Genomic DNA, 16,694 nt, shown 5'->3' with positions numbered 1-16,694 from the left:
ATCCATTTACTGCTGCGTGCTGGCATTGAGCCTGCCACTTTGCCCCCATACTCTCAGGGGGCCATTTGGCACATGATCAGGCACTTCACCACTCTCACCGTACTGACGCTGCTCGCCGGTTGCGCGATCCAGCCTGACACGTCGAGCAAAACCACGGTCGATCCCGCTCGGAATCCTGAGCTGATTACACCTGATCTGTATGCCGATACCGCATCGGGTAAACCTGATGCAGTCCGCTACAGCCGCTATACCCTGGTCAACACCATGCCCGCTGAAGGGCAACGTGATCTGATGTCGCAGATCATTGATGTGACCATGCCTTCGAACATGAACCCAAACGTTCGGGATGCCATGGAGTACGTCACAGCGCGTTCCGGATATCAGCTCTGTCCTGCCGGCTCAGGCTATGTGGGCATTCTCTACTCGCGGCCGCTGCCGGCAGCGCAGTACAAACTTGGCCCTATGTCACTTCGCAACACGCTGCAGGTGCTGGCCGGGCCAGCGTGGCAGGTAAAAGTTGATGAAGTGAGCCGCAACGTCTGCTTCAACCTGCGCCCAGGATATCAGCCTCCAGCGCCTGTCCAGGCAGCCCAGGCGCTGGCCAAGGCACCGCCGGTAAGCACACCAACTCCTGTAACTGGGGCCGACGATTCTGGTGCTGTCGCTATCGCTGTACCAGCGGCGGCTCCGTTGGTGGCGGATACAAAGGTTGTTGCTACCGCGCCATCAGTTCCATCAACCCCGGTGGACAAGGCCAAGGAAGGCTCCAATATAACCCCGGTCATCGCGTCCAAGAACGTCGCCGTCACCGAGAGTATCGCCACCGGGTCCGCAGCACCGGCTCCCTCAAAGCCCTCTCTTTCTGGCAATCAGACCACTGCCACACCTTCGGTCCCCCTATCTGCTGTCACGGTCGCGACTCCGGTATTCCCGTCCAGCCCACCGGGCGCTCGGCCGCCCTCCAATTGGACGGTAACAGTAGCGGACAAGAACATTCGTCTCACGCTGCGCAAGTGGGCTGACAAGGCGGGCTGGACGTTTGGCGATGAACACTGGGTGAGCCCCGTCGACATCCCAATTTCGGCTAACGCCACGTTCAACGGCGACTTCAAGGCAGCCGCACAGGGGCTGGTAGGTACAACTGAGCTTTCGGATACACCGCTCCAGCCGTGCTTCTACACAAACAATGTGATCAGGGTCGTCGGCTACAACATGACCTGTGATCCTGCCAGCGCCCGGTGACCGAATGACTATCCAACGATTCAAGCTCACGGCACTCGCCATCGCTCTGTGCGGTATAACGGGGTGCAGCGTTACGCACGACAAACATCTCATCGAGCAAGCATCCAGCGATGCCAATGGCACTGCCCGCTATCGCGCGACGCTGCAGGCCGAGTCCATCTCGCTCGATGCCAAACGAGCTGCCCAGACCGTCCAACGGCCGTTCATCACGGGTAGAGCCGTTCCGGTCAGCCGCGAAGTCACCCTCCCAATGCCGCTACGCCAAGGCGTCGATACGACTCTCCTGTACTCGGACGGCGCTGTCGATCTGCCGACACTGGCAGCACGCATACAGAATGCAACTCAGATCCCGGTGCAAGTGATGCCCGACGCATTGCTTCCAGTTGAAGACTTCCTGCCGAGACTGAACGAGCGAAACGAAAGCCAGCAGAGCCAGACGATTGGCTACCCCACGTCGGCCGACCTCGCAGACCCAACTGCCTATGGCCTGGATCCCTCACTGGCGAACGATTTTCTGCCCACCGGTACTCTGAACGCCTCATCGACCCATTCTGGAAAGCCTCAAGCGCGATCCTCGAAGGCACGAGCGGACCAAGCCACTCGACCTCTCGACGCGACGCTGGACTCGATCGCCACGAAGCTTTTCGTCTCCTGGAAATACGACAGTGATCGTGGGGCAATTGTCTTCTACCGCACCGACACCCGAATCTTTGAGGTGCGCAACCTCGAGGAGTCTGGCTCGACCGAGATGAGCGCCGGCCAATCTGGCAGCACCGACGGCAGCTCAGCCAGCAACGGCCTGGAAAGCCGCTCAAAGTCGGTGATCAAGAGCGAGCGCAAAGAGCAGCCCATGGCAGGGTTGATCAAACGAGTTGAGCAGTTCATGACCCGGGCAGGCCAAGCCACTGCAGGTGACGATGGATACTTGGTGGTCACCGACACCAAAGCGGCCCTGGACAAGATTGATGCGTACATCAGGATGGAGAGTGCGATGCGTTCACGCCGCATCGATTTCGTCTACGAGCAGATTACCGTCGAGAGAACTGACTCGCAGCAGGGTGCACTCAACTGGAATCTGGCATTCCAGACAGCTAGCACCAACGGGTTCGAAGTATCAGGCCTTAACTCCATTGTTGAGCAACAAGGCGCTGCCATGTCCATCGGGCTGTCTGCCGGCAGTGGGCAGTTTGCCGGATCTTCGGTTGCGGTCCAGGCACTTAGCAAGATCGGTCGGGTTGTTTCTCAGCGCATGGACACCTTCGGTTCCACGAATGGCCAACCGTCGACAGTAGGCCGACCAAAACGCCTATCGTACATCGACAAACTAGACCAGACGCCAAACACGTCGCTCACCACAGCACCCACCCTCTCGATGAGCACCAAGGAGCTGGTCTACGGCAGGTTGATTACCTTCCTGCCCTATGCCTACTCGAACGGCGACATCAACCTCAGCATCAAGTTTGATGACACGCCGAAGCCTGACATTGAGCGCATCTCGCAGCCCAACGGCTCCTACGTTCAGAACCCGCAGATTCAGAGCGACGTGTACGTGCGTAAAGCCATCCTGCGCCCTGGCCAACCTTATGTAATCGCAGCACAGACCGAAGACAGCCAATCCAGCGACGAGCGACGCACTGATCGCAAGGCGTCGATCATCATGGGAGGTTCCGACACGACTCAGTCCAACCAGCGGATCACCGTATCAGTGATCACTGCAATGGTCCGCGAGCAGTGATTATGAAAGAACTCATCATCCGTGAAGTCGGAGGCGAGCGTTGCGTTGTCTACGGACTCGACTGGGCACCGCTGATCGGCAACAAGCTGGATCGCCAGTCGCTTGCCCACGCCCGTAACCTCAAGGCAACTCATCATGTGCCGGCAGTTGAGTACTCTAGCTCTGTCGGCACGGCCAAGCTGCCAAGTGTGAAGAAAACTGGGAAGGGACGCGCAGTCTACTCCGCAGGTGCCATCGTTGCGCTGAAACACCCGACTTCAGCCTATCTCGGCGTCATTTCGATAGAGGAGGCTCTGGTCTGGGTGATCGCGACCCACAACGGTTCGGTCATCAAGGGTACTGATACCCTGTGCTCACCCGAGGAGGCCGACCAGCTCGTTGCCAGCGTCAGGGCTCGTTACCCACAGATCAGTGACCTCGAAGACACCGACGTCCAGTCATATCTGAACGAGAGGACCCAGTTAAAGGCTGTACGCTACGGCGTCGACGCTGTACCAGGTCCGTTGAAGATCCTCATCATTGCTGTGCTCGGTTTGCTGATCGCGAACTTCGCTTGGGATCAGGGAAAGCGACTGATTCAGAGTTACACACGCTCGCATGCAGACACCCAGCAGATAGACGCTACCCAGGAATGGACCGCCGCGCTGGACATATGGGCCGAGAGTACCCTGATGGATGGCCCCCGCGGCTTCGCTGACTTGTTTGAAGCGATGATGCATTTGCCCCTGGAGGTCGGTAACTGGTCCTTGAAACGTGTCCAGTGCGACAACGCCAATCAGCGCAACTGGACCTGCAGGGCGGACTACGCTCGCGGCGTCATTGCCACCAACGAGTCCTTTCTCTCATCGCTGCGTCCAGATTGGAAGTGGAAGACCCGCTGGGTTGACCTCGACAACGCTCAAGTCTCATGGCAAGTGCCGGGCACACGGCACCCCTTGTCACGCAAAGCGCTGCCGGCACTGACCACATTCAGCCTCGACTACATCAGCCGCCTGCAGGACGTTTCGAAAGCGTACAGCCTCATCGAGGTGAAACCACCCGCAGCGGTCACCATTCCGGCCCCAGTCATCAACGACGGCCAAGGCAAGGTTGCTCTTGAACTCCCGCAGGGGATTCGTTTGCCGAACGTCATGACGTTCTCGATCAAGGGGCCGCTGCGCTCACTGGCCGCTTTCCCACTCAACGACAGCACTCGCATATCACGTCTGCAATTCGACGTTGAGCGAAACGAAGCCAGGCCCGATCTGCGCAACAGCGCGCTCTTTGGCGAAATCAAAGGGGACTACTATGTCCAGTAAACGCATCACCACATTCGTCTGCGCCCTCGCCTTGAGCATGAGTGTCACTGCGCAGGAGCTGGGCTCCGGTCAGGCTCAAGCCATCGCGACAGTTCAGGAACTGTTGATCCTGGATGCCGGTACAGCGGCAAATATCGAACGTCAACGGCACCTGGCTTCGAATGGTCGGCAGCAAGCCCCTACGATTCCCGCTGCTCAGCCCACAATGTCTCCTGCAGCAGAAGCAACTCACCCGCCCCTCACTCCTGCAGAAAAAGAAACTCCAGCGCCTGCTGTTGAGGAGACTGCTGACCGGGTCGCGGTGTTGGGGATTTTCGGCTTCGGCAAACTGCTGCGGGCAGAGGTATCGATCAACGACCAGCGCGTGTTGTTCCAGGATGGAAGGCCCGCACCTATCAGCGGAGCCCTGGACACCGGCTACAAGCTCGTGAAGTTGAAAACACCCTGTGTCGTCTTGGCCAACTCGGCCGGCACCACGACGGCGTGCATCAACCGCCTGGTTGAGGGCTGAGCGATGACGATGGCAACGCTGACCCTCGGTCACATTCTCAGCAAAGAATCGCGAACCAAACCTGTAGCTGTTACGACCGGCCAAGATGAGTATTCCACTGCCTTGCAGCTTCACACGGCATTGGGTACAAAAAATCTGACGCCGTTCGCTCACATCGTAGGCAGTCAACATACGCCGAACCTTTGTCCCTTCCAGCTCGATGAAGGTCGGCTCGGTTGGGTGATCTTGGCTACTGCGGATTATGTCGAGAGTGACATCTGCTCTGCGTGCAGGGGCGAACTTGCCAGGCGCGGTGCGAATGATGTGCGAGTGCTGACCGTTACGCCAACGTTGCTATTGAACGTCTCGGAGGGCGGGATAAGCGGACTCGACGTGAACGCAATTCCCGAGAAGGAAATGACTGCCTATCGAGCGTCATTCCAGGAACTCGTTGAATGGGCGCTTATAAACAAAGCCTCTGATATCCACCTCAACGTCAGCACGAAGGCTACGCAATCTCAGATTCAGTTCACCATCGGAGGGAAGTACGTAGCGCCCCCACGCTGGAAAATGCCTACAGCGCGTTTGTCTGCACTTTTGTCGGTTGTTTGGCAGTGGGGTAATAGCGGCAAGGGCGCAGTATTTTCAAAGGCCAGCGCACAGCAGTGCCAGCTGGAACTGGTCTGCTTCGGCAGACCGGTCACCGCCCGCTGGGCCTCCATCACTGCGATGCAAGGACCTGCCGTCACTCTAAGGATCTTGGACAGCTCTCAGTCTGTAACGCAGATGTCTTTGGAGCAAATGGGCTATCTGCCGTCCCAGATTGCCATGCTCGAGCGCGCAATGCGGGCGGCAGGTGGGGCTACCGTGATTGCCGGGGAAATGGGATCAGGGAAATCGACACTGTTCGGAAAGCTGCTTGAGCTACTGGGACGGTTCCGAAAAGTCATGGCCGTCGAAGAGCCAGTGGAGTACTTGATACCTAATGTGTTGCAGATCTCGATCAGCAACAGCCTAACTGAGGATGACAGCAAGGAGTACACGGCTGCACGTCGTACCATTCGACGTTCAGCCCCGAACGATGTTGGACTCGGAGAAATACGAGATCTACAGACCGGCGATGCGATGCAGGATCTCGCCAACAGTGGCACGAGTCTCTACACCACCATTCACGCGCAGTCAGCTTGGCAAACTCCGGAACGGTTGTACTCAAAATCTATAGGTGTACCAAGCTCGCTACTTGCTTCACCTGGGCTGCTCAAACTTCTGGTTTACCAGGCACTTGTACCTCGCCTTTGCCCGGATTGCGCGATCCCGCTTTCATCCCTGGCAGAGACTGGTGGTGTCGATGAGACAGGCAAGCACCGTGATGCCCAGCATTGGCAGGCCTATATCGAGCGAATAATACGGATCTACGAAGGTATCGATACCCGCACCATCAATGTCCGCTGCCAAGAGGGTTGTGCTTCTTGCCAGAACAAGGAAATCCCAGACCTTAATGGCTACAACGGGCGTGAAGTAATTGCCGAGATGATTGAGCCGTCCCTGGATCATCAGGTACTGCGCTGCATCATGAACCAGGACACGATCGGTCTGCAGGAGCATCTGGAGTCCTTGCCAAGGACTGCCATCAATGATGCTGACATGACGAACAAAACGATCCTCGAGTGCGCCATGTACAAAGCCCTCCAGGGCAAGGTCGACCCTCGCGACATTGAAGCCCGGACCAGTTCGTTTGAGGTCGTAGAGCGTCTGCAGCAAGCCGTCAAAGCTAGGCGAGGCAAGCCATGATTCCCGAGTCACTGCGCCTGAAAGCAGATGCACTTCTCATGCGCATCGAAGAGCTGGATCTACGGCTTCGGTTCGATGCGCTGCTGTTCTCCATATTCGATCGCGCAGATTACTACCGGTTTCTCGCTGACATGATTGAGGGCACCCAGGGTGCCAAGCCACTCATCCGCATTTTCCAAGATGATGCCGTGCGGTTTGCCGGTGTCGCTCGTGGCCGGTTATCAGCGCGTTGGGCTCGCCAGTTCGCCCGGGGCGGCAACCTGAGCCGCACATTCGACCAAACGCTGCCGGCAGCGGACATTGCTGTGATCGCCACTGCCCAGGAACAAGGGGACGAGGACGCGCTCCAGCAATCGCTCAGGGAGCTGGCAGCAAACACCGAGTTGCAACGCAAAGCGCTGTCCATCGTGCTTGGAACCATGCTGGCTTCGCTGTTTAGCCTGGCTGCACTGCTCGCCATGATCCTCTGCACACCTGGCTTCATGGTGCCCAGGCTGCAAAGCGCCTTTTCACTGGTGCCTCCAGAAAACTGGCCGCTGATTGCCGCCAGGCTTTTCCACTTCGCTGACGTCATTGACGCGAGCTGGCTGTTGATTGTGACGCTGACCGTAGTGGTGGTCAGTTTCTGTGTCTGGTCTCTGAGCAATCTGACCGGCCCGGTCCGATTACTGTTCGACCGCTACGGTCTGATCTGGAGTATGTACCGAGACTTTCAAAGCATCCGTACGCTCTCAAGCCTGGCCACAGCGCTCAACCAGAAAACTGCCGCGAAAGGCCTCCGGGAAGGATTAGCCATGCAGATCCCGGGGGCCTCGCGCTGGAAGCGGTATCACCTGGAACAGATGCTCGCCTATGTCGACTCCGGTACCGACAACTCGTTGATTTTCACCACCGGCACCCTCGACAGAGATACCGCCTGGTATCTGCAGGATCTGATCGACTCACGAGGGCTGGAAGGGGCTCTCAGTGCCGTGAAGTCGCGACTCGAAACCCGTGTGCTTAAAAAGCTCAGTTTGCAAAGCCTGGTGCTCAGCTGGGTGTTGATCCTGAGCGTTCTAGCCGCAGCAACGGGGCTAATGCTCTGGATCTACGCCGCTATCGACGCCCTTTCATCCGCCCTGCAAAACCAATTCTACTAACACTCCGGAGAAGCCATCGTGGGACTTACAAACCTGGTCATTACAATTCTCATCAGCGCCCTGATCGTGGTCATTGGTATCCCGGCCGGCAACCGCTACGTCGTTCAATCATCAGTGCCACCAGTGGCCGAAGACATGCAACGCTACATCGCCAGCGTCAAAATCAACGCCCAGGGTGAGGGCATGACACCTTACGAGGGGCTGACCCAAGCCACGTTTGCTCGAAACATCAAAGACGGTGCATTGAAAGTGAATCCCACCACTGGCCTGGTCCTTCACGGCCTGGGTGGTAGCAGCAATAGCGGCACCGTCACCGTTAGCGAGACTGGCGATACTGCGTCCTGGACGTTTGCTGACCTGAGTTCATATGCATGCCCGGGTTTCCCATCCACCATGCAGAAAGCGGTTCAGACCATCACAATCAATGGACGAACCGTCAAAGCCGTAGACGCCAATAACAACGTCACTACTGAGTACACGTCTGCAAGGGCTGGTGGTGCCTGTACCGACGGCGACACCAATGAAGTCGTGTTGACGATCCGTTAATGGAGCCTGCACGCATGGCCATCAGACGCTCACAGCGCGGTTTCGGGCTGATATCTGTACTCATCAGCATCATGCTCGTCACGCTGATGGCCAGCGTCGCTGCCGGGCGCTGGAAGCGCGATATCGAGGATCTGGCTGCACAGTCGACAGGCAAGTACATGCTCGCAGTGCGCAGCGCCGTGATAGTCGCGCTGCAGCGACATGAAGCCGCGTTCAGCCTGACAGATATCAGCAATGCACCGCCAGGCACATACCCGGTGCCGCCAGCGTGGGTAGCCTTCACCGGGGACACAACAACGATTTCTGTCCCGGATCTCAAGGGCGCAGGCCTGCTGGCCGCAGACTTCCCCAGCACACCGCCGTTGGGCCGCTCCATCCACATCAAGTTCTTCCGGAACACGGCTGACTGTCCTGGCTTCGGCTGTGAGACCAAAGCGTTCATCTACACGTGCTGGCCCATTACCGGCGCCAGGCCGGTAGGTGTTGTGAACACCCAGGCCTGTACACCGGCACCGGCCAGCATGGAGTTCGACGGTAACCTTGTCGGGGCAGTCGTCAAAGCCGCCGGCTCATACGGCGGCAGTAACGGAATGCTTGCAGGCACTGTGCGAGGTCCGCTTTTCAATCGTCCAACCACAGACATGGATATCCCTGCCACAAGCGCTGGGCACGCAGTAGTGATCGCCTCGCTCAACGACGTCGACCACCACGGTTACGTACGCATGGGGGACATCCGACCTGTAAACCTCAACAACACACTCTCAGTGGTCGGGCAGATCTCGTCGGCTACAGGTCTGCTGCTGAACACCAATCTTTTGCCTGGCAGTGCATGTACGGTCGAAGGTCAGTACGCGACCAGCAACCGTAGCTCACCGTTGCTGTGTACAGGCGGGTCCTGGTTTGAGGTGACCAACCATACCGTGCTGGGTACGCAGGTGCTGGCCAACGGTGCGGCTGTGGCTGCTCCTGTTTGTCCTGGTGCAAATATGGAGTCCTTCAGCTATGCGTCGCTGGCACAACTGGATGCAACGATGACAGGTAGCAACGTGAATGTCCGGGGCAACCTGGCCGGTAATGTCGTCGGCAACGGGTTTGTAAACCAGACAGGAAATGTAAACGTCACTGGCACGTTCAACGGAACAGTGACTTCGGCACCTGATAGCTCGGTCCGTGTGGGCCAGGGGGTTGCGGTTACCAATGGCGTTGTAAGCATTCCCTCTTCGAACCCGGACGCCCGTGCGCTGGTGATCACCGGCTGTCGTTATCGAAGCTGACCCTGACTGGTTACTCGCACGCAACCAGCATCTTCACGTCATAGGGAGGACTCACGGTACACTGGCAGCTCACCGGCGAATGGTTCGCCCGCTGCCAGCTAGACCGGCCAGACACGAGCACGATGATGCAGAACTACGACAAATACGAGAAGAACGAACACGGCGTGCCTCAGCTTCCCAAGGGACACGCTGGACGACTGTTGGTTTGCCTGGCCGCGATCGACTACTTGGAGCGTCCTTCTGTAGTAACAATCTCAGACTTCACCGGTATCCATAGAGCCCTGATAGATAAGGCAGTGGTCGCCCTTAATGATCAATTTATGACATCAATCGTTAAGGATGGTGCGGTGTTCCGAATTGTTGCATGGGGGGACATACTGAGCGCAGAAGGTGTACGAAAACTGTTGACGATTCACTTTAAGTGAAATAACTTAAGGGCCAGCAAACCGATCATGCGTAAAATACTCATGACGGAGCACTACTTATGTCCGGGCTTCGCTCGCTGGCAAGAAAATATGGTTTTGGCACGCTCGTTTTAGTCCTGGCAATTATTCAGCCGATCCATGCACTGGACCGAAACAAGGCAGACATCAACCTGAACACTGACCTGACACGTATGAATATTGTCATTGGTTCTACAAGCTCCTCAGCAGGATGCCCTGCCGGGCAGAACTGGGACATCAATCATGGCGGCTGTACAAGTGCTGTCAGTTTGCGCAATGTGTCAACATCCCGAGCTTGCAGTTGTACGTGCCCGCAGTCAGGTTCTTGTACGTCAGCCCAGAGCGGCAGCTACGTAGTCTATGGCTGGCGCCTTCCAACCGATGGCAGGGAGTTGATCAGTCACAACAGCGCTACATCATGGGGAAGCTGCAATATCATCAGTAACGCTTGTACCGAAGATGCAGATACAGGGACTGGCACAGCACCGCCACCTGGAACCGTGTACATCGTTGAGGCGTTTATTTGTAATTCCACCCACCCACAGTATTCTAACGGGCCTCTTGGAAGCTCAGAAAAAACCAATATTATTAACACCTACCGAGAGTTCAACGCTGGAGCCAGGTGCCCTGAAGCATCTGGATTTGTATACTGGCAAAATCAATGGCTGAACTGGGCAAGAGAGTATCAGCAAAGCAGACCAGAAGTTTCGCTAGCAGATGCTCTAGCATTAACCTGGAGATCTCCAACCCGCGCCACAATGCTGCAGGCGGCGACTGAAAACGGCGAGCAAAATAATAGTTACATTACAGTCTTGAACCGTTTATGCTCCGAATATGGCACTCAGAGATTTGGGACCCCAGTGACAGCCACTTACATAAATAGATCTGGCTCCTCTTGCATAGTTAACTAGCCAGAATCATAATGACATCAATAGCGAACCTGATTTAAAAAGGAGTTTACATCATGACCCTTTCCCAGTCCCAAGCCATTGCAACCGTTAAAGCTTTTTACAAAAAATTTCTACCTAGTTACGTTGCCAAGGCATCAAGCTGGGAAGCTGATATCGAACAAGGATTTAGCATTGGGAGCCGATATGGCGAATCTCTCAAAGCTACTTTTGACAACGAAATTGCTACCGCGATAGTGCTTGCTGGTTCAACAGAACAAGCCTATCTGAGCAAACCTTCTGTGATCGGGATAGACCCAGTTGCCTATGTGAACCAGCTCGTGCCAACGGAGATCATCAACTACCTCTACCCTGGAATTTCAGTCTCTGATAAATCGGCAGTGCTTTCTGCTATTGGCTCGGGCAGCCTATCAATCACAGACTTCGGCAGCGCGATGAGCATTCTGACGCAGACCAACCCTGCCCCGACCGTAGCCGAGATCATTAAGGCACCAGTACAACTGACCGCAACTGCAAACCTTCCAGACTCTCCGCTAAATTTTCCTGGGCTCTCGGACGGGCAACTGGGTTTTCTGACCAGCATGTACATCGGTGCATTTGGGCGAACGCCCGATCACGGTGGGCTTAAATACTGGGCCAACGAGCTTGCCACTGATATTTCCACCGGCGAGACACAACACGGTGCCTATTTGGCTGTAGGACGTAATATTTACCAAGCTGGTACTGAGAATGGTGAGGCTGGAACAACTCTCAATAATGCGGACTACATTACTTTCGCATACACCAACGCTCTCGGACGAAACCCCGATTCCGGCGGATACAGCTACTGGCTAAACGACCTTAACTCGGGAAGCATCGGGCGATCAGATTTCCTGACCACATTTCTGACTGCGGGCCTGGACTCAGAGCGCGACTCGAACTTCCTCTACTCCCGAATCGCTGTAGGAGAATTTGCTGCTCTAGAACAAGTGTCAGGCACTGGCGCACCGGGTATCGACTCAAAGGCCATTTTGAACGGAGTTACCGACGTAGCCAGCGCAACTAACACCATCAACGGCATCATCGCGCAGTATGGCACTCCTATAGCTTCAATTGCCCAGATAGGCCTTATTTCTGAGACAGCTATCGCCGTACTTTGATCACGGGGTATTAACCTCCGAGGCTAATAAGGATTTCCCCTGTCTTTAGAACGTCCCGACTGCGAGGGTTTCTCTTCGACATTCATCGAGAGAAACCCTCATGCGTTTGTTTCTATGCGAAAAACCCAGCCAGGCCAAGGACATTGCAAAAGTCCTCGGCGCGACCCAGCGCGGTGATGGCTGTATAAAAGGCAACGGTGTTGTGGTGACTTGGGCGATCGGTCATCTGCTCGAAACCGCCCCGCCAGAAGAGTACGGCCCGCAATACAAGACCTGGACAATCGATGCGCTGCCGATCCTGCCGTCAGCCTGGAAGTCCCAGATCAAACCCAAAACAGCCAGCCAGTTCAAAGCCGTGAAGGCACTGTTGCAGCAAGCCACCGAGCTGGTGATTGCCACTGACGCCGATCGCGAGGGTGAGATGATTGCCCGTGAGCTCATCGAGCACTGCCGATACCGTGGCCAGGTAAGCCGGCTGTGGTTATCCGCACTCAATGAAGCTTCCATCCGCCAGGCCTTGGGCAACCTGAAGCCTGGTGCAGAGACCTTTTCGTTGTATCACTCCGCACTGGCACGCTCCAGAGCCGATTGGCTCATCGGCATGAACTTCACACGTCTGTTTACCCTCCTCGGTCGCCAGGCCGGCTACAGCGGCGTGTTGTCGGTAGGTCGTGTGCAGACCCCAACACTTCGCCTCGTGGTCGACCGCGACCATGCGATCGCCAGCTTTCGTCCGATTCCGTTCTGGGACATCGATGTCAGCTTGGCCGTCAAGAACCAGGCTTTTACCGCACAATGGAAACCCGGGAAGGACATCACCGACGAAGACGGCCGATGCCTGGATCAGCGATATGCACACGCTGCGCATGCCAAACTGCAACCTGGCAGTGCAGCCCAGGTCACCGCTATCGAGACCAAAAGAGCCAAGGAATCGGCGCCGCTGCCGTTCGATCTAAGCAGCCTGCAGCAAGCTTGCTCCAAGAAGTTCGGCATGGGTGCCCAGGAAACCTTGAACGTCGCTCAGGCCCTGTATGAAACTCACAAGGCCACAACCTATCCCCGAACGGACTGCGGGTATCTACCGACTAGCATGCTGCCGGAAGTCCCTCAGGTGCTGGAGGCCATTCGCATAACTGACCCAGCAGTCTCCCAGCTCTTGCAACAGATTGACCCCGCACGACGCTCGAGGGTCTGGAACGACGAGAAGATCACCGCTCACCACGGGATCATCCCCACGCTTGAACCCACGAACCTCAAAGCCATGAGCGACAAGGAACGTGCTGTGTACGGATTGATCCGCTCACACTACCTGGCTCAGTTCATGCCTGATCACGAGTACGACCGCACTGTTGCAGATCTGCAGTGCCAGGATGTGCTCCTGCAGGCAGTGGGCAAACGAATCGTTGTCACCGGCTGGAAAGCCTTGTTCGCCTCCACTGCCGAAGAAGAAGATGAAGCAGCAGACAAAACCCGCTCTCAGATCCTGCCGCCGCTACAGCAAGGCTCTCACGCGACAATTCAGAACACGCAGGCTAAAGCGCTGCAGACCAAGCCTCCAAAACCCTATACCGAAGGCGATCTGATCCTGGCGATGAAGACCGTGGCCAAGTTAGTCACAGACCCTCGCCTGGCGCAGACGCTGAAGGAAACCACCGGCATTGGCACCGAGGCCACCCGGGCCAGCATTATCGAAGGACTGATTGACCGCGGTTTTCTGGTCAAGAAAGGAAAGGCTGTCACAGCCTCCGACGCCGGCGTATCACTTGTCAAAGCCGTGCCCCCATCTGTTGCTGACCCAGTGACCACAGCGATTTGGGAACAAGCACTGAGCATGATTGAGGCCGGGACGCTCAGCCTGGACGACTTCATTGCCAAGCAGGGGTTCTGGATCAGCAAAATGGTCACCCAGTACAGCCAGGCCAAGCTGGACATCAAAGTGCCTGTCGGTCCGATCTGCCCATTGTGTGAGAGCAAGATGGCCCATCGCACCGGCAAGAATGGGGCATTCTGGTCATGTTCGCGCTATCCAGAGTGCAAGGGTGTCGTCAACGAGGAGCCTGCTGACAAGCGCAAACCTCGGTCAAGCAAACCCAAGACCAGCAATGCGTGATCATTATTTGCTGCTTTCTTGCCATCACCCCGCTATGCACCCATAATGCGACCGTTCACCCCGCTGGCTACTGACGGTCATCAGTAGCGCCCTGGTGCAGCAGGTTTACCTCTCACCAACCAGAAGCACGCATAGCTCCGGGAAGCGCGTGCAGATCTGCTCGGGATTCTCCCTTTGCCTCCCTGCCCTCGGGTCGCGCAGCCGTCTAACTCGCTTAACGAGTTCAAAGGCATACAGGGTCCCCTCAGGTTCGGTGCCAGCTCTTCCAAAGGCCGCAGCGGTGTTGCGGCCTACCTTATTCCCCTCCTACGGGACACGACTTCCTACGGGTAGCCTGATCGCCTTGACTCAGGGCTATCAGGCTACCCTTAGGGGACGTTATTCATGGCCGGTGACCCGCCGGCGACAAAACGGGTTCCATTTGTGCGCGGATGCGTGCCTTTTGATTACTGGCCTCAGCCACGATAACTGGCCAGGTGAATGCGAGACAAACGATCACAGCCCAGGGATCAAGACTCGAATCACAGGTGGCAATTTCTTCCCTATACTTGGCAGCGGAGCATGTGTATGCAAAGCATACATATGCTTTTTTCACGAAATTTTATCGTATACCCTTTTTATCTCTCCATTCAAAATTTTAAAAAATGAATCAAGTAAAGCGATGACATTCTCAATGTAACTCATCGTAATCTCGAGCCCATTATCTCTCTCATAAACTCCATCAAGCCGTTGAGTCAGACCCTCCCCCCTATCTTTCTCTGAAATCACCCCACCGTTGTGCGCAATCGCGTTGCGAAGCTTTCTAAAATCGCTAACTTCTTCCCATAGAGAGGTATCAAAGTTGAACGCGAAGTGCCGCTCCAAAGTGACTTTTAAAGCATCGATATTAGATAAATTGTTTTTCTTAACTCTTTCAATCTTATCGATATCTGATAGCTGCACAATGACGCGTTCCAAGGTATTTTCAAAGCCCGCATATACTCCGAGCACAGCTGAACTGTAAAAAGAAGACTTTGCAAATTCATGACTGGCAACCCGCATGCCATGAAAAAATATATCACTCTCTTTTGCATCTCCCTCATCAGCCATTTCAATTTTATACAGTTCATTTTCAAGATTTAAATCTTCCTTTTCGAATATCCTATCCATGCGGCGATAGTAATTTCTAATACTGAGCAATGGAGTATTTGTCATACTCTTTGTCAGCAAAGGCATAATCCTGAAAGCTCCGATATTTCCTTTAGATTCCGTCATCCTAAAATCTCCCTATTGACAGAATGAGACCGACAAATAATTCTAGTCAAGCTATCGCTGGTGTTGTCAGCAAAGCCTCGCAGCTTGGACCTAAAGCTGCAAGCACAATGTGCTGGTCCAACCCAAGATCGCTCAGCTTCTGGTAGCGCGATCGACTGGCCTTTGAGCCGGTAGGAGCATTTTCTATACCCACCGGGGAAATCACTTTCCCCACTAGGGCAGTGTTTCTCCGCATTAACCTTGGAGAAACATCATGACCACAGCTACTTCCCCTTCCGTCAGTTATCGCGTCGGTTATATGGCCGGCGCCGCTGTACGTGGACTTCTAACCTCACTCCGCTGTTCGACTGCGGAACACGTCCCCCAAACACCTTCGAACAATCATACCTCCCGCTCACATGCCAACCGACTCCAGCAACCACTGCCACAGGACTGCTTCGCTGAACTTGAGCGCACACCTGCAATGGTTCGCCGCCAGTCCGTCGACCTTCAGACTTGGTACACATCAAACGTGCGCGTCAAACCAAAACGCAGTCGTAAGCCGAAGGCTGCAGCTACGTCCAGTACGACAGAGCCAATCGATCAGCTTAGCCCGCCCGATCTCGGGTCACTTGACCCGCTGATTGCTCCGGTTGACGCTCCCTATGATTGGAAAAATGCTCCTCACTGGATGGACAACCTCAATACCGACCATTGGACTGAGGCGGACTGGGATCGACTCAGCCGCTAGAAACCGTAGAACCACCAAGCCCTCTCGATGAGGGCTTTTTCTTTTCACAGCATCTTGACAACCACCTATCACCTGTGGATTCTAAAGCCGTGTATCGCTGACGTCGTCAGCAACATCCCTAGGCAATCTGGATCTCATGATTGCAGTGTGATCGCACACTGATCCAACCCTTTAGATCGCTCAGCATTCGGAAGCGCGATCAATCAACCTCGGTTGATGAATGCTCCCTCAATTCACCCGCGACGGAACCTCATCCGTCAGGGTAGGCCTCCGTCAACACAAGGAGGTTTTCATGAAAGGCAGTATCACGCTCTACCAGGCACTGATTTCGATCAACGTCGAAGAGAGCAAAGCTGCAGCAGTCGTCGATGCACTGGAGTCGGACATGCAAACGCACCTGGCTACGAAAGCAGACCTCAACCAGCTCAAAGCAGAACTGCTCCAAGGTCAGTCACAGTCTGAACTGCGTATGACCATCCGCATGGGGATCATGTTCTCCGCCATTGCCGGTTTGTTATTGGCATCAGCGAAGATCATGTTCTAACTGGTTACATTTCACTGGCTTCACTCACCCTTGCGGGGAATACTCTTCCCC

13 protein-coding genes are annotated in these 16,694 nt (G+C 55.4%); 12 read left to right on the top strand and 1 reads right to left on the bottom strand.

The window, feature by feature from the left end; all coding sequences use genetic code 11:
- Nucleotides 1-72: 72 nt before the first annotated feature.
- The 11 genes from pilL2 (at nt 73) to NJC40_RS13870 (ending at nt 14,115) form a co-directional block, all read left to right on the top strand.
- Nucleotides 73-1,242, top strand: a complete 1,170-nt coding sequence (gene pilL2 / locus NJC40_RS13920; protein WP_253138702.1) for a PFGI-1 class ICE element type IV pilus protein PilL2 — start codon at nt 73-75, stop codon at nt 1,240-1,242.
- Nucleotides 1,243-1,246: 4 nt separating this feature from the next.
- The gene (locus NJC40_RS13915) at nt 1,247-2,977 is read left to right on the top strand and encodes a hypothetical protein (RefSeq protein ID WP_253138704.1); all 1,731 of its coding nucleotides are present in this window, start codon (nt 1,247-1,249) and stop codon (nt 2,975-2,977) included.
- Between the two features lie 2 nt (nt 2,978-2,979).
- The gene (gene pilO2 / locus NJC40_RS13910) at nt 2,980-4,275 is read left to right on the top strand and encodes a type 4b pilus protein PilO2 (RefSeq protein ID WP_253138707.1); all 1,296 of its coding nucleotides are present in this window, start codon (nt 2,980-2,982) and stop codon (nt 4,273-4,275) included.
- A complete protein-coding gene (locus NJC40_RS13905) occupies nt 4,265-4,786 on the top strand; it encodes a hypothetical protein (protein WP_253138710.1) in 522 nt (173 codons plus the stop codon). The genes pilO2 and NJC40_RS13905 overlap by 11 nt, the downstream gene beginning before the upstream one ends.
- Nucleotides 4,787-4,795: 9 nt before the next feature.
- Nucleotides 4,796-6,556 carry an ATPase, T2SS/T4P/T4SS family gene (locus tag NJC40_RS13900; RefSeq protein ID WP_253138713.1) on the top strand — a complete coding sequence of 587 codons (1,761 nt, stop codon included), beginning with the start codon at nt 4,796-4,798 and terminating at the stop codon, nt 6,554-6,556.
- A complete protein-coding gene (locus NJC40_RS13895) occupies nt 6,553-7,695 on the top strand; it encodes a hypothetical protein (protein ID WP_253138716.1) in 1,143 nt (380 codons plus the stop codon). Before NJC40_RS13900 ends, NJC40_RS13895 begins: the two co-directional genes overlap by 4 nt.
- 18 nt (nt 7,696-7,713) lie before the next feature.
- The gene (locus NJC40_RS13890; RefSeq protein WP_253138719.1) at nt 7,714-8,241 is read left to right on the top strand and encodes a type 4 pilus major pilin; all 528 of its coding nucleotides are present in this window, start codon (nt 7,714-7,716) and stop codon (nt 8,239-8,241) included.
- A 14-nt stretch (nt 8,242-8,255) separates the two neighbouring features.
- Nucleotides 8,256-9,515, top strand: a complete 1,260-nt coding sequence (locus NJC40_RS13885) for a hypothetical protein (protein WP_253138722.1) — start codon at nt 8,256-8,258, stop codon at nt 9,513-9,515.
- 125 nt (nt 9,516-9,640) lie between these two features.
- Nucleotides 9,641-9,940 carry a hypothetical protein gene (locus NJC40_RS13880; RefSeq protein ID WP_253138725.1) on the top strand — a complete coding sequence of 100 codons (300 nt, stop codon included), beginning with the start codon at nt 9,641-9,643 and terminating at the stop codon, nt 9,938-9,940.
- Between the two features lie 982 nt (nt 9,941-10,922).
- The gene (locus NJC40_RS13875) at nt 10,923-12,005 is read left to right on the top strand and encodes a DUF4214 domain-containing protein (RefSeq protein ID WP_253138727.1); all 1,083 of its coding nucleotides are present in this window, start codon (nt 10,923-10,925) and stop codon (nt 12,003-12,005) included.
- Between the two features lie 100 nt (nt 12,006-12,105).
- Complete coding sequence (locus NJC40_RS13870; RefSeq protein ID WP_253138731.1) at nt 12,106-14,115, top strand: DNA topoisomerase III; 2,010 nt, start codon at nt 12,106-12,108, stop codon at nt 14,113-14,115.
- A 591-nt stretch (nt 14,116-14,706) separates the two neighbouring features.
- On the opposite strand, the gene NJC40_RS13865 is transcribed toward NJC40_RS13870, so the two are convergent.
- Entirely contained in the window at nt 14,707-15,369 is a 663-nt protein-coding gene (locus NJC40_RS13865) for a hypothetical protein (RefSeq protein WP_253138734.1), read from the bottom strand.
- 1,022 nt (nt 15,370-16,391) lie between these two features.
- Between NJC40_RS13865 and NJC40_RS13860 the strand changes: the two genes are divergently transcribed.
- Nucleotides 16,392-16,643 carry a hypothetical protein gene (locus tag NJC40_RS13860; protein WP_253138736.1) on the top strand — a complete coding sequence of 84 codons (252 nt, stop codon included), beginning with the start codon at nt 16,392-16,394 and terminating at the stop codon, nt 16,641-16,643.
- Nucleotides 16,644-16,694 lie beyond the last annotated feature (51 nt).

It is taken from the genome of Pseudomonas sp. 21LCFQ02 (assembly GCF_024129895.2).
In the GTDB taxonomy this organism is placed as follows: domain Bacteria; phylum Pseudomonadota; class Gammaproteobacteria; order Pseudomonadales; family Pseudomonadaceae; genus Aquipseudomonas.
This window is presented reverse-complemented; position numbering and strand designations above follow the sequence as displayed.

What these genes read in the sequence shown, in the direction of transcription:
- NJC40_RS13865 (WP_253138734.1), bottom strand. Translation starts at nt 15,369, where the DNA reads ATGACGGAATCTAAAGGAAATATCGGAGCTTTCAGGATTATGCCTTTG.
- NJC40_RS13860 (WP_253138736.1), top strand. Translation starts at nt 16,392, where the DNA reads ATGAAAGGCAGTATCACGCTCTACCAGGCACTGATTTCGATCAACGTC.
- NJC40_RS13915 (WP_253138704.1), top strand. Translation starts at nt 1,247, where the DNA reads ATGACTATCCAACGATTCAAGCTCACGGCACTCGCCATCGCTCTGTGC.
- NJC40_RS13870 (WP_253138731.1), top strand. Translation starts at nt 12,106, where the DNA reads ATGCGTTTGTTTCTATGCGAAAAACCCAGCCAGGCCAAGGACATTGCA.
- pilL2 (WP_253138702.1), top strand. Translation starts at nt 73, where the DNA reads ATGATCAGGCACTTCACCACTCTCACCGTACTGACGCTGCTCGCCGGT.
- NJC40_RS13880 (WP_253138725.1), top strand. Translation starts at nt 9,641, where the DNA reads ATGCAGAACTACGACAAATACGAGAAGAACGAACACGGCGTGCCTCAG.
- NJC40_RS13900 (WP_253138713.1), top strand. Translation starts at nt 4,796, where the DNA reads ATGGCAACGCTGACCCTCGGTCACATTCTCAGCAAAGAATCGCGAACC.
- NJC40_RS13885 (WP_253138722.1), top strand. Translation starts at nt 8,256, where the DNA reads ATGGCCATCAGACGCTCACAGCGCGGTTTCGGGCTGATATCTGTACTC.
- NJC40_RS13905 (WP_253138710.1), top strand. Translation starts at nt 4,265, where the DNA reads ATGTCCAGTAAACGCATCACCACATTCGTCTGCGCCCTCGCCTTGAGC.
- pilO2 (WP_253138707.1), top strand. Translation starts at nt 2,980, where the DNA reads ATGAAAGAACTCATCATCCGTGAAGTCGGAGGCGAGCGTTGCGTTGTC.
- NJC40_RS13895 (WP_253138716.1), top strand. Translation starts at nt 6,553, where the DNA reads ATGATTCCCGAGTCACTGCGCCTGAAAGCAGATGCACTTCTCATGCGC.
- NJC40_RS13875 (WP_253138727.1), top strand. Translation starts at nt 10,923, where the DNA reads ATGACCCTTTCCCAGTCCCAAGCCATTGCAACCGTTAAAGCTTTTTAC.